This window comes from Kosakonia sp. PSU_27, assembly GCF_039409795.1.
Lineage (GTDB): Bacteria > Pseudomonadota > Gammaproteobacteria > Enterobacterales > Enterobacteriaceae > Kosakonia.
On sequence record NZ_JBCIVK010000002.1, the window covers coordinates 209,224 to 222,235 of the forward strand.

Below are 13,012 nucleotides of genomic sequence, written 5' to 3' on the forward strand. Positions count from 1 at the left end.
CTTTGCAGAGCAACGTTACATCCCTTGCTGATCAACAGGTCTGAACTGTCGCTATCGCAGAATTATGTAAATGCGCCGTAACAATAAGGTTATCGTCACCTTAAGATAAATCTTTATCATTTCGGACATATCTCGTTGCATCTTTTCACAAATAAAAATAAGCGATTGATTAGCTGAATGTTCTGCCGGGTAGCAATGTGCTGACCCGGCCAGCCGGAGTGGTCAATGCTGGGGCGTCACGCGGTTGATGCCCATCGCCATCACCTGTGCCGGGTCGAACAGCGACAAACTTTCCACCTGCGAAAGCAGCAGTACTTTGCGAAAATCGAGCGCCGAGCGTGGTTCTGAAGCAAGGTCGATACCATGCTCGTCATACCAGGCGCTGTAGTTATGCTCGACGTGCAGATCGAGGGTGTTTTCATCGCGATAGCCGCTAAGCATGGGGATCAACACAATGTTGTTCGCATCGCCGCTATCAAAGGTGGCCGTGTGGATCATGCCAATGTAAATGCGTTGTGACTTGAGGGTGATCCACGCCAGATCGCCCTTTTCCATACACTGATAAATCAGCCCTTCCACGCCGTTAGCGCGCGAGAGGTGTTTATACAACTCGCGCCGACCGTTGCTGTCGAGCCTGGCGCTACCGGACCAGTTCGAGCGCCACAGGCAAAACAGCACCGCAAAGGCGAGCATAATCACCACCGGCGCCTGGATGCCTAAAAAGCTCCAGTTCATAAAGCTCATATGCAGGTGGTGCTGCTCCGGGCCAAACACCGCTGGCCACGCGTTCATCACCGTAGAGGTGATCAACAGACACAGCCACAGTAGCCCCGTCGCCAGAATCCCCTGTAACACGAAGACGCAGCCATACAGCGCCACGAGGAAGTAAACATCCCAGCCGAAGCTGCGTTTGAATTTAAAACGGGTGGAGAGATCGTGCGAGGTATACCAGTAGCCACAAACCATTAACACCATAAAGATAGCGGTTCCCATGCTACGCCCTCTTCAACGTGTCGACGTGGCGTTTGAAATCTTCCTGCACGCGCTGGCAATGAATATTCACCGAGGTATTGCCATCGGCATCAACCACAATGCGTTCGCCATCTTCAATGGCATCCTGAATGTCGTTGTGACTCATCACCTGTAACAATCGGTCCGGGCTTGCGAATAATGAATACAGCATTTTTTTCATTTCGTACCTCCGCAGCCAAGTATAGAAACCCTGCCGCGTGTATGGCGTTTTTCATCCGGATTCTTACTGCCGCACGGCTTTTCGCTCAGATTGTCACTTTTACGCAACAGGTTGTCCGTTACGCGGGGGCGACGAATAGGCGCGGCGTGGAAACTGACACCACACCCTGCGGAGACCCGAAAAATGTTAACGACCCCTGCTGAAAAATATCAACGCCACATGCCCGTAACGCTGCGCGATCGCCGCTGGCCGGATAACACGCTGACCCGCGCCCCGCGCTGGCTCTCGACCGATTTGCGCGACGGCAACCAGGCGCTCGCCGAGCCCATGGACGCCGCGCGGAAACTGAAATTCTGGGAATTGCTGCTGGCCTGCGGTTTTAAAGAGATTGAAGTCGCTTTCCCGTCCGCGTCGCAAACGGATTTCAATTTCGTGCGCCAGTTGATTGAGGAACACCGTATTCCGGACGATGTGACCATACAGGTGTTAACCCAGGCGCGGGAAGATTTGATTACCCGCACGTTCGCCGCGCTGCAGGGCGCGAAGCGCGCCACCGTGCATCTGTATAACGCCACCGCCCCGGTGTTCCGTGAGCAGGTTTTTCGCCAGAGCCGCGAGGAGATCGTCGCGCTGGCGGTAAACGCCGCGCGGCAAATTCGCGACCTTTGTGAAAACGCGCCAGAAACCGAGTGGGTTTTCCAGTATTCGCCGGAAACCTTCTGCTTTACCGAAGCGGAGTTTGCACTGGCGATTTGCGAAGCGGTGGCCGATGTCTGGGAACCGGGCGCGACACGACCAATGATCGTTAACCTGCCTGCCACGGTGGAAGTGAGCACGCCAAATGTCTATGCCGACCAGATTGAGCATTTTTGCCGCCACTTCTCGCGCCGCGAGCAGGTGTGCATCAGCGTGCATACCCATAACGATCGCGGCACCGGGATTGCCAGTGCGGAACTGGCGCTGCTCGCCGGTGCGGAGCGCGTGGAAGGTTGCCTGTTTGGCAACGGTGAGCGTACCGGCAATGCCGACCTGGTGACGCTGGCGCTGAATCTTTATACCCAGGGCATCGCGCCGGAGCTGGATTTTAGCCAGATGAAAAAGGTGGTTGAGATCGTCGAAGAGTGCAACCAGTTGCCGGTAGCGCCGCGTCATCCCTATGCCGGAGAACTGGTGTTCACGGCCTTTTCCGGCTCTCACCAGGATGCGATCAAAAAAGGCTTTGCCGCGCGGCAAAACACCCCGAATGCCTTCTGGGAAGTGCCCTATTTGCCGCTCGATCCGGCGGATATTGGCTGTAGTTATGAAGCGGTTATCCGCGTCAATAGCCAGTCAGGCAAGAGCGGTGCGGCATGGCTGCTGGAGCAGAACCACGGCCTGAATTTGCCGCGCAAACTTCAGCAGGAATTCAGCCAGCATGTGCAAAACGCGGCGGATGCGAACGGAAAAGAGATGTCGCAAATGGCTATCTGGAACCTGTTTCGCCAGACTTACGGGCTGGTGGAACATCCGCCACTGCAACTGATTGAATATGTCTGCACCAACCAGCCAGGGCAGCGCACCACGTTACAGGCGGAGATCCTTTGCCACGACAAAAAACTCAAACTCGACGCCAGCGGCAACGGCTTTCTTTCCGCCGCCATCACCGCCCTGTGCCGCAGCTTGCAAGTGGAGATCAACATTGAGAGCTACCACGAACATACGCTCGGCAAGCACAGCGACAGCCGCTCGGTCGCCTATGTCTGCTGCGAGGATAAACACGGCGCGCGCGCCTGGGGCGTCAGTATCGATAGCGACATTACCCGTGCCTCGTTGCAGGCGGTGTTAAATGCCGCCCGGCCCTTTATTACGAGGTAAAGTAATCGCCGGGCGGCACGCCCATTACCCGGCGAAACATGGCGCTGAAGGCGCTGGGGTTGGCGTAGCCGCACTCCAGCGCCACCTGCGTGACCGGCTCACCCTGCGCCAGCCGGGTTAACGCGGCCAGCAAACGCGCCCGCCGTAACCATTCGCTGAACTGTAAACCGGTCTGCTGGTAGAAATGGCGCGACAAGGTGCGCCCGCTCATGTTGACCTGGCGAGCGGCATTTTCCAGCGTCCACTCACCCGCCGGATCGCGCCGCACCGCGTCACAAAGCTGCCTTAACCGCGCGGAAGTGGGTTCCGGCAGGCAAAACGGCAGCGTATTCATCAGGCGGATTTCATCCAGAATCAGTTCGTAAATGCGCTCCGCACGGCTGCCAGCCTGATACGCCTGTGGCAATTCCAGCGCGTTCAGAATCAGCGCGCGCAGCAAATCGCTGACCCGCACCACCTGGCAGACCACCGGTAAATCGGCCCGCGCCAGCGGTTCGACAAACACGCCGCGCGCCTGCACTTCCCCGTCAATACGCAGCGCATGAGAAACCTGCGCCGGGATCCACACGCCACGCCCTGGCGGCACAATCCACATGCCCTGCTGCGTTTCCACGCGGATCACGCCACTCAGGGTGTGGATCAGCTGATCGCACGGGTGAGTATGCCAGTGCTCATGCTCCCCGTGCCGGTAATCATGGGCGTAGGGGATCACTGCGCGTTGGGAAAAATCGAGGACGAATGTCTGTTTCACGGCGCGACCGTTGTTATGTTGCAGGGTGACATTACCTTAATCACCGCCGCGCTCGCTGTCATTTATTTCTCCCGGCACAGCGGGCAGTTGTGGCAATATTCCACCGGCGTTGAGGCTTTGTAATAAAAACAGCAGGTGCGGCGAAAACGCACCATCTTGCCCGCTGCGTCCTTTTGCGCAGGCCGGCGAAAGCGCCTGAGCGGATTCCAGGGCGCAGCAAACAGATCGGGTGTGGCGGCGTCCAGCAGCCAGGCGAAATCCGCCTGCTGGCGCTGCGTCTGCTGCGCGTTCAGCCCCTCCATTCGCCCCTGGTAGAGCGAGTAAACGCGCACGGCGGTGTTTTCCCACAAAATAGCTTCCGGCAGGCCGCTTACCCGCGCCAGGCTCTGCCACAACGGCGATAAATAGTCGCGAAACAACGCGCCAACCACCGTTTCGCGCCATGCGTCGCGCTGGCCGGAAAGGTAATGCGTTACGTCAACATCCACCGGCAGCGACGAGCTCCACAGCCCGTTGTCGTGCGCATATTCCACCCGGCTGGCGTAAAGGCTTAACGGCAAGCCTTTATCAAACACGCTCATTGCGTACAGCACATTGCCGGTCGCGAGGAATGCCAGCCGTTTGGCGAGCAGCGACGCGGCAATCGCCAGATCGGGCGCGCCAATCAGCGGCATCACCCGCGCTAACAGCGCGCGGCAGCTTTGTGCATCCAGTAGCGCCTGTGCCGGTACGCTGCGCGCATCGGCTTGAGAGCGCGAACGCAGACGGAAAGTGTGTTGCAGGTACGAACGCTCTTCAACCGTCAGCATCGGACGCTCCCGGAAAAGGAATGCACAACGGTGTGTGGAAGAAAGGATCGTCGATGATGCGACAGCGCAGATTAAACACCTCGTTGACCAGCGTTTCGGTCATTATCTGCTGCGGCGCGCCCTCGGCATAAACCCGCCCGTCATGGATGGCGACGAGGTGATCGGCATAACGGCAGGCGAGGTTGAGATCGTGCAGCACCATCACAATGGTTTTGCCCTGCTGCCGGTTGAGCTGGCGCAACAGTTCAAGGATCTCAATCTGGTGCGCCAGATCGAGATAGGTGGTCGGTTCATCCAGCAAGAGTGTCTCCGTGGCCTGCGCCAGCGTCATGGCAATCCACACGCGCTGGCGCTGCCCGCCGGATAACGCATCCACCGGGCGATGCTGCAATGCGTCGGTTGCGGTCAGGCGCAGCGCGGCATTCACCTGCTGCTCATCCTCTTGCGACCACTGGCGCAGCCAGTTCTGATACGGAAAACGCCCCAGACTCACCAGTTGACGCACCGTGATACCTTCCGGCGCGACAGGCGTTTGCGGCAAAATGGCCAGCTTGCGGGCAATTTCCGCCGTATTGCTGGCGTGAATGTCCAGGCCATCGAGAATAACGGTGCCGGAATGCGGCGTCAGCAAGCGCGCCATGGCTTTAAGCAGCGTGCTTTTGCCGCAGCCGTTGCTGCCAATCAGCACCGAGACTTTCGCGCCAGGCAGGGTTAAATCCAGCGCGTTAATCACCTGCCGCTGTTGATAGCTGACGCTCAGTTTTTGCGTTGAGAGAGACACATTTTCCCCATCAGATTACGTCCGCTGCCGAATCAGCAGCCACAAAAAGAACGGCGCACCGGCCAGCGCCACAAAAATCCCTGCCGGTAAATCAGCAGGCCGGAATAGCGTTCTGGCGAACAGGTCAGCGATAACCACCATACTGCCCGCGCTACAGACGGTGACATACGCCAGGCCGAAAAAGCCATTGCGCACCACAAGCCTTGCCAGGTGCGGCGCAATCAGCCCGACAAACGCCATCGCCCCCACCTGCGCAATCGCCCCGCCGGAGAGCACCACACAACTTAGCAGTAACAGCACCCGCAGCGGCTGCACCCGTACGCCAAGGCCGGTGGCCAGCGCGTCGTCCAGTTGCAGGGTTTTCAGATAGCGCGCCAGAAACAGCAGCACCGGCAACGCCCACACATACACCGCCAGCAGGCGCAACACTTTGTCCCATGTAGCGGCATACACGCTGCCGCTCAACCATACCCAGGCGGAAAAGGTGGTGGTCAGCGGGCTGAAGACCAGCACCAGCGTCACTACCGCGCCCGCCAGGGCTGAAACGCCAACGCCGGTGAGGATCAGCCGCAAGGGTGTCAAACCGCTGCGCCACGACAGCAGAAAGATCAGCCCGACGGCGCAGGCCGCGCCGCCCATCGCCGCATACGGCAAGGGCGCGCTGCCATATTGCAGGCTGAAAAAGGAGAGCCACAACAACGCCCCGGCACTCGCCCCGGCGGTCACGCCGAGCGTATCCGGCGAAGCTAACGGGTTACGCACCAGCGTTTGCAGGATCAACCCGGCAAGCCCCAGCCCGCCACCTGCCAGCATCGCCAGCGCCACGCGCGGCAGACGCAACTGGTGCAGAATAAAGCTGTGCGCGCTGGCATCCGGCTGCACCAGCAACCGAAGCGTTTGCGCCAGCGAGATCGCCACATCGCCAGTGTTCAGTGCCACCAGCGCGACCAGCAAAGTCATCGCCGTACAGCCGAGTAATAGCGGCAGTAAACGCCGGGAGTAGTGGCGGGAAAACGACCCGCAGCGCAAAAGCTGACTATCCGGCATGATTCCCCCTGCGTTGCGCCAGCAGGATAAAAAACGGCGCGCCCATCAGTGCGGTCATCACCCCGACCGGCAGCTCCTGGGGCAGAATAACCACCCGCGCGGCGATGTCGGCGGCCAGTAGCAGTAACGCGCCGAGCAGCGCGCAGGCCGGAAGCGTATAGCGCAGGTCGCTGCCAAATAACTGGCGCGCCATATGCGGCACCATCAGGCCGACAAAACCGACATTTCCCGCCAGCGCCACGGCGCAACCCGCCAGCCCCACTACCAGCATGCTCGCCAGCAGGCGCACCAGCGCGATGTTCAGCCCCAGCCCACGGGCAATCTCTTCTCCGGCGTTGAGCACGTTCATCTGCCCGGCGAAAAAGCAGGCGGCCACCACCAGCAGCGCACCGGGGAGCAGCATCGGGTAGACGAGCTGTACGTCATTGCCCGCAAGGCTACCGGCCAGCCAGAACAACATGGTGTCGAGACTTTCCTGATCGATAACGAGAATGGCCTGAGTAAAGGCATTGCACAGCGCAGTGATCGCCACACCCGCCAGCACCAGCCGCAGTGGATTAAGCTGCCCGTTGCTGACGTTACTGGTAAACCACACCAGCGTGCCGGTGGCGCAGGCACCGCTAAACGCCAGTAACAGCGTGATCCACGGGTCGCCGATGGCAAAAAAACTGCCCGCCAGCACAATTAACAGCGCCGCGCCCGCATTGACACCAAACAACCCCGGCGAGGCCAGCGGATTGCGGGTCAAGGCCTGCATCAACGCCCCCGCCACGGCGAGAAACGCACCAACGCCAACAGCCAGCACTGTGCGCGGCAGGCGCGAGGTGCGAATAATAATATCCACCGCGCTGGTGGGATCGGCATGCAGCAGCGCCTGCGTCAGTTGGCTGAGTGAATAAAACCGCGCGCCGGTCATCATGCTGAGCAACATCAGCATTACCAGTAGCAGGCCGCCGAGCAGAAAACGCCCGCTCATACGCGCCCCCGGTTGAGTGCCTGTTCAACATCACGGAGGATCTGGTTGGCGCCCAGGATGCCGCCGGATAAGCTCCACGGCACGCTATCCACTTCCCACAGTTGCCGCGTTTTCACCGCGCGCAGTTGCTGCCACAGCGGGTGCGCGGTGAGGGCGTGGTACTGTCGCGTGATGGCCGGGCTGTTGGCCCGCAGCAAAATAAAAAACAGATCGGCATCCAGCAGCGGAATATTTTCCATGCTGGAAAAGCGCAACGACGCGCTGTGCGCCTGCATGGCCTGCGCATTCCAGGCAAATCCCACTTCAGACATCACCGAGCCGGGAAAGCTGTTCGCCACATAGCTGCGAATGTGATCGGGTCGCACTTCAATTACCGACACCTGCGGCGCACGCTGCCCGGCAAAACGTTGTTGCAGCAGGCTGCGCAGCGTGGCGATACGCGCATCCCAGCGCTCAAGGAGCTGCGCGGCGGAGCTGGTCAGGGCCATTTTTTGCGCCACCACCGTCAGCGTTTTTTTGAATTCAAAGACATCGTCGAGCAGCGTAACAGGTGCGATTTTCGCCATCAGCGGCGCGACATCCTGATGGCGAAAGCGGGAAGCGAAAATGATATCGGGTTGCAGCAGCGCGATTTTTTCCAGCGCAGGCTGCGTCTCCAGCCCCAGTTGCGGCACACCGGAAAGCTGCGGGCGCAAATAGCGATACACCGGTTTTTCCGCCCAGGATTCAACAATGCCGCAGGGCGTAACGCCCAGCGCGGCCAGGCTGTCGGTGGCCCCCTGAAACAGAGAAACCGCGCGCGATACGCCGGGTTTGGCAAACAGCAATGGTGAGACACTGCACAACAGTAGCGCCTGTAAGCTGCGTCGGCGCGAAAGAGAGAAAGCGAGTTCGTTTTTCATCATCCACTCAAACCGCCCCGCTAACCGGGGCGGTGACACTCAAAAATCGAGACTGTAGCCCAGCGTCGCGGTGCGACCCCGACCGGCGAAATAGCGATCCGGATCGACTGACGCGCTTTGCGAATAGTAGGTGATGTACTGTTTATTCAGCAGGTTAGAAACCCCAAGGCTCACCTGCCCGTACGGTAGCTTGTAGCCGACCGCCGCATCCACCAGCGCATAACCGGAAAAGTCTTTTTCCGCATCGTCGAATGTCTTGCTGAGCGCCCAGTTGGCTTGCAGGAAGGTGCTCAGTTGCGCATTCCAGTTTGCCGACCAGCTGGCGATGATGCGATCCGGGGCGATATTTAAGCCATCGAGTTTCGCATCCAGGCTGCCGTTGTCATCGCTGTCATACCGGCCGCGCATGTGTGACCACGACAAGGTCAATTTGTGATCGGCATTCGGGCTGTAACCGGCGCTAACTTCCACACCGTCAATCTCGGTCTTTTCGCGACGGGCGACAAACGCATCGTTGACCAGCTCAACGCGGCTGCCGAGCTTCGAGGTGGACTGGTAGTAACTGGCTTCGAAATCAAACGGCGCGTGTTGTACGCGAAAACCGATTTCGCTGTTTTTGGTGACGATCGGTTTCAGACCGTTGTAGTCATCCAGTTTGATGCCCGGCGTGTCGATGCCGCGCAGCACGCGTCCGACATCCGGCACGGTAAACCCTTCGCTGTAGCTGGCAAACAGGCTTAACGGTTCAACCGGTGTCCAGACCACACCGGCGTTATACAGCGTCTGGTCGAACGATGGCGTGCCCCCTTCTACCGTCACGCGGTCGTTGGCCCACACGGTTTGATAACTGTCGATATTCAGCCGGGCATATTCATAGCGAACACCGCCGCTTAATTTCACCGATTCAACCGGCGTGTATTCCAGTTGCAGGAACGGAGACAGATCGGTGTAGTTAATTTCCGGAACGTAGGTGCGCCCGGTAGCCCATAAATCCTGTTTCGAGTTATCAAACAGGGTATCGAAACCCACCGTCGCTTTAATGCGGTCATCCCAGAGATCGTCTTTGGTGAGCGCGATTTTGCTGCCGTACTTATCGGTATACGCACGGCTCTGATCGTACAACGTGCCGAGGGGAGCAATAGCCGGATCCTGGAACGACGAGGAATTGGTCGCGCCGAACAGCGCTTCATAGCGCTGATAATAGGCCAGCGCCGTCAGCTTCATGCCTGCCAGATTGTAGTTATCGTAGGTGGCTCCCACCGTCCACACATCGTTATGCGGCGCGCTGCCTGGCGGGTTACCTTTTTTCGAGGTGGTTACTTCACCGTCATCGCGATCGCCTCGCACGCTGACATAGTTATCTTTGTTTTTCAGGCGGTAACGGTTAAGGCTCAACTGTACGCGCTGATCGTTATCCAGCCAGTAACCCACTTTCGCCAGCAGATCCCAGGCGCGGGAATCCATCAAATCGCCCTGCGTGTTATCCACTCCAATCGCGTGGTTATTGGCGTCTTTGAACAACCCCTGATCTTCGTAGCTCAGGGCGAAGAGGTAATCGATGTACTCTTCGCTGCCGTTGATGCTGTAGTTGGTTTTATAGGAAAGCGTATCGCGGTTAAATTCCGCGGTGGGCGTGGTGGTTTCCACGCTGACATGCTGGTTGACGGTGCCCGGTTTCGCGTGTTTGGTGATGATGTTGATCACCCCGCCCGTCGCGCCGACGCCGTTGCTGGCGTTCGCCCCTTTGATCACCTCAATGCGCTCGATCATCGAAGCGTCGATGGTATGCATTTCGCGCCCGGTCGGGCGCAGCGGGTTTGATTGCGGTATGCCGTCAATCATCACCAGCGGTGTGCGCCCGCGCAGCGTTTCGCCACTGCCGGACATTTTCTGCCGTGACGGTGAAAACGACGGCAGCAGGTTGCTGAGGATCTGCGAGGTATCGGAGGTAATTTGCCGCTGCTGGGCAATCTCTTTTTCGCTAATGACTTTGATGACCTGCGGGGAATCATTACGCGAACCGTCGGTGCGGGTGGCGGTCACAATCAGTTCATCATCACTGTTTTTCGCATCCTGCGCATAAAGTGGCGAGGCGAAAAGCAGAGCCATCGCGCCGTACAAAGGGGAAATTCTCATCTAAACAACCCTCAATTTTTATTATTCCCCACCGTTTGCGGGGATCATTCCGTAACAAAATCAAATGACAACAATAAGAAACATTTTGATACCGATTATCATTATCGATAAGAGAATGTAAAGTGAATATTTTCCAGGCGAAATTGAGGGCCGCCTGAAGAGCGAGACGTGAATGGAATAAACGCAACACATAAGCAAAATTAATTAAATTTTGTGTAAGCGGTCTACCCTTTAACAAGCAGATCCTGTGGCTTATCCCGATTGTTTCCACCAAAAGGAACGACCAATGCAAACACTCTCCGGGCCATCGCGTGCGACGCTTGCGCTTTACGAACTCTTTAATCCGCTGCCTACCGGCTTTTTTGTGGCGGCGTGGATCTTCGATATTCTGTACCTCAAAACCTTTCAAATTATGTGGACCGACGCGGCAAGCTGGCTTATCGCCATCGGTCTATTGATTGCCATCCTTCCCCGGCTCATCAACCTTGTGCAGGTTTGGGTAACGCAGCGCCATAGCGTTACTAACGCGGAAAAAATCCATTTCTGGCTCTGGCTGCTGGCGATTGTGCTGGCGATTTTTAACGCCTTTGTGCACAGCCGGGATGCTTACGCGGTGGTGCCGCTTGGCGTGATCCTCTCAACGGCGGTCGTGATTTTGCTGCTGATTGCCCATCTTCAACTCGCCCTGCGCATGCGTGTCCAGTAAGGAAACAAACCATGAATATGCCTAATCGCTTACTGACCGTTGCCGCGCTCACCGCCCTGCTCACCGCCTGCGATCAGGGGGCAAACATAGACCCGATGAAACAAATTGGCCCAGAGCCAGAGTTGCCAAAAGCGCAGAATTTCCTGTTGCCGCCTATGCAGGTGCCGGAGGGCGTGGCGTGGAAAGCGGGAGAAACGCCAACAGTTCCGCAGGGGTTAAAAATCGAAAAAATAGCGGATGGCCTGCTGCACCCACGCCAGCTGTACGTTTTGCCGAATGATGACATTCTGGTCGCCGAAGCCAATGCCCCGGCAAAACCGACCACGCGCCCGAAACAGCTGATTATGGGTCTGGTGCAAAAAGCCTCCGGCAAAGGCGGCCCCGGCGGTAACCGCATCACGTTGTTGCGTAACGCTGGAGGCACATGGCAAAAGCACACGTTTATTGAAAACCTGCACTCACCGTTTGGCATGCAGTTGATAGGAAATACCTTGTGGGTCGCCAATGCCGACAGTCTGGTGAAATTCCCGTATCAACAAGGAGAAACCACCCTCAGCGCGCCGGGAGAAATCGTCACCGAACTGCCCGGCGGACCGATTAACCACCACTGGACAAAATCCCTGCTCGCCAGCCCCGACGGCAGCAAACTCTATGTAGGCGTGGGTTCCAACAGCAATATCACCGAAAACGGTATCGGCGCGGAATATCGCCGCGCGGCGGTGCTGGAAGTGGATGCCGCCACCGGCGCGAGCCGGATCTATGCCAGCGGGCTGCGTAACCCGACCGGGCTGCAATGGGAGCCAGAAAGCGGTGCGTTATGGGCGATCGTCAATGAACGCGACGAAATTGGCTCCGATCTGGTGCCGGACTACATGACATCGGTAAAAGAGAAGGGTTTCTACGGCTGGCCATATAGCTACTTTGGGCAGCACGTTGACGAGCGCGTCAAACCACCGCGCCCGGACTTAGTGGCGCAGGCCATCAAACCGGATTACGCGCTTAGCTCGCACGTCGCACCGCTCGGGTTCTTGTTCTATACCGGCGACAATATGCCGCAATATCGCGGCGGCGCGTTTATCAGCGAGCATGGAAGCTGGAACCGTAAACCGCTCAATGGCTACCAGGTGGTGTGGGTGAAATTTGCCAACGGCAAACCGGTTGGGCAACCGCAGCCGGTCGTAACCGGTTTTCTTACCGATGATCAGAAACAGGTGCGCGGGCTACCGGTCGGGCTGGCGATGGATAAACAAGGCGGCGTGCTGATTGCCGACGATGCCGGTAACGCCATCTGGCGAATCAGCGCACGCTAATCTTGTCGCTGCCTGTCGCCTGCTTTATAACGTTCAGACACGCTTAATGGATGAAAACGATGGATAGCAGATTGCAGGCAGCGATTGCGCTGCGCAAACAGGGTCAACACGATAAAAGCCGTCAGGCGCTGCAAGCGCTGGCAGAAGAGCCCGCGCTACGTGCGCAGGCGTTGCTCAATATCGCCTGGTCGTATGATAACGAAGGCAAAGAGCGCGACGCCGAGCCTCATTACCTGGCGGCGCTTGCGGCCGGATTAAGCGGTGAAGATAAGTTCGAAGCGCAGTTTGGGCTGGCGTCAACGTGGCGCTGTCTTGGCAAATACGCACAGGCGAAAAGCTTGTTTGAAGAGATCATGGCAAGCTGGCCGCAGGCCACCGAAGTGCGGCCATTTTATGCTTTGTGTCTGCACAATCTTGGCGAACACGACAACGCCATTGCCGTGCTGCTGGCGTCGATTATTCAGCATCCCGACGCCCGCACCGAACCCTATAAAGCCGTGCTGCAGCATTACGCGCAGCACCCGCATCAACGCTGGTGACCGGTGTAG

General features: G+C 58.0%; 13 protein-coding genes. 4 read left to right on the forward strand and 9 right to left on the reverse strand.

Annotated elements, in window-relative coordinates; all coding sequences use genetic code 11:
• Positions 1-222 precede the first annotated feature (222 nt).
• Positions 223-993, reverse strand: a complete 771-nt coding sequence (locus tag AAIG26_RS04780) for a hypothetical protein (protein WP_020456971.1) — start codon at positions 991-993, stop codon at positions 223-225.
• Position 994: 1 nt separating this feature from the next.
• A complete protein-coding gene (locus AAIG26_RS04785; RefSeq protein WP_020456970.1) occupies positions 995-1,192 on the reverse strand; it encodes a hypothetical protein in 198 nt (65 codons plus the stop codon).
• A gap of 183 nt (positions 1,193-1,375) precedes the next feature.
• Between AAIG26_RS04785 and leuA the strand changes: the two genes are divergently transcribed.
• Complete coding sequence (leuA, locus tag AAIG26_RS04790) at positions 1,376-3,046, forward strand: 2-isopropylmalate synthase (RefSeq protein ID WP_343180086.1); 1,671 nt, start codon at positions 1,376-1,378, stop codon at positions 3,044-3,046.
• Here leuA and AAIG26_RS04795 read toward each other — a convergent pair.
• The 7 genes from AAIG26_RS04795 to AAIG26_RS04825 form a co-directional block, all read right to left on the reverse strand.
• Positions 3,036-3,797 carry a helix-turn-helix transcriptional regulator gene (locus AAIG26_RS04795; RefSeq protein WP_343180087.1) on the reverse strand — a complete coding sequence of 254 codons (762 nt, stop codon included), beginning with the start codon at positions 3,795-3,797 and terminating at the stop codon, positions 3,036-3,038. The genes leuA and AAIG26_RS04795 overlap by 11 nt on opposite strands.
• 62 nt (positions 3,798-3,859) lie before the next feature.
• Positions 3,860-4,606 carry an IucA/IucC family C-terminal-domain containing protein gene (locus tag AAIG26_RS04800; RefSeq protein WP_343180088.1) on the reverse strand — a complete coding sequence of 249 codons (747 nt, stop codon included), beginning with the start codon at positions 4,604-4,606 and terminating at the stop codon, positions 3,860-3,862.
• Positions 4,593-5,387 carry an ABC transporter ATP-binding protein gene (locus AAIG26_RS04805; RefSeq protein WP_020456966.1) on the reverse strand — a complete coding sequence of 265 codons (795 nt, stop codon included), beginning with the start codon at positions 5,385-5,387 and terminating at the stop codon, positions 4,593-4,595. Before AAIG26_RS04805 ends, AAIG26_RS04800 begins: the two co-directional genes overlap by 14 nt.
• 15 nt (positions 5,388-5,402) lie before the next feature.
• Positions 5,403-6,434 (reverse strand): iron ABC transporter permease, encoded by a 1,032-nt coding sequence (locus tag AAIG26_RS04810; protein WP_343180089.1) that lies wholly within the window; start codon positions 6,432-6,434, stop codon positions 5,403-5,405.
• Positions 6,424-7,410, reverse strand: a complete 987-nt coding sequence (locus tag AAIG26_RS04815; protein WP_343180090.1) for an iron ABC transporter permease — start codon at positions 7,408-7,410, stop codon at positions 6,424-6,426. Before AAIG26_RS04815 ends, AAIG26_RS04810 begins: the two co-directional genes overlap by 11 nt.
• A complete protein-coding gene (locus AAIG26_RS04820) occupies positions 7,407-8,315 on the reverse strand; it encodes an iron-siderophore ABC transporter substrate-binding protein (protein ID WP_343180092.1) in 909 nt (302 codons plus the stop codon). Before AAIG26_RS04820 ends, AAIG26_RS04815 begins: the two co-directional genes overlap by 4 nt.
• A 36-nt stretch (positions 8,316-8,351) precedes the next feature.
• Positions 8,352-10,421: a TonB-dependent receptor gene (locus AAIG26_RS04825; protein ID WP_343180339.1), complete on the reverse strand. Its 2,070-nt coding sequence runs from the start codon at positions 10,419-10,421 to the stop codon at positions 8,352-8,354.
• A gap of 313 nt (positions 10,422-10,734) precedes the next feature.
• Between AAIG26_RS04825 and AAIG26_RS04830 the strand changes: the two genes are divergently transcribed.
• Genes AAIG26_RS04830 through AAIG26_RS04840 form a run of 3 tightly spaced genes read left to right on the forward strand, consistent with a single transcriptional unit; the run spans position 10,735 to position 13,003 of the window.
• Complete coding sequence (locus tag AAIG26_RS04830) at positions 10,735-11,154, forward strand: DUF2231 domain-containing protein (RefSeq protein WP_343180094.1); 420 nt, start codon at positions 10,735-10,737, stop codon at positions 11,152-11,154.
• A gap of 11 nt (positions 11,155-11,165) precedes the next feature.
• Entirely contained in the window at positions 11,166-12,464 is a 1,299-nt protein-coding gene (locus AAIG26_RS04835) for a sorbosone dehydrogenase family protein (protein WP_343180095.1), read from the forward strand.
• A gap of 59 nt (positions 12,465-12,523) precedes the next feature.
• Positions 12,524-13,003 carry a tetratricopeptide repeat protein gene (locus AAIG26_RS04840; RefSeq protein WP_343180096.1) on the forward strand — a complete coding sequence of 160 codons (480 nt, stop codon included), beginning with the start codon at positions 12,524-12,526 and terminating at the stop codon, positions 13,001-13,003.
• The last annotated feature ends 9 nt before the right edge of the window (positions 13,004-13,012 follow it).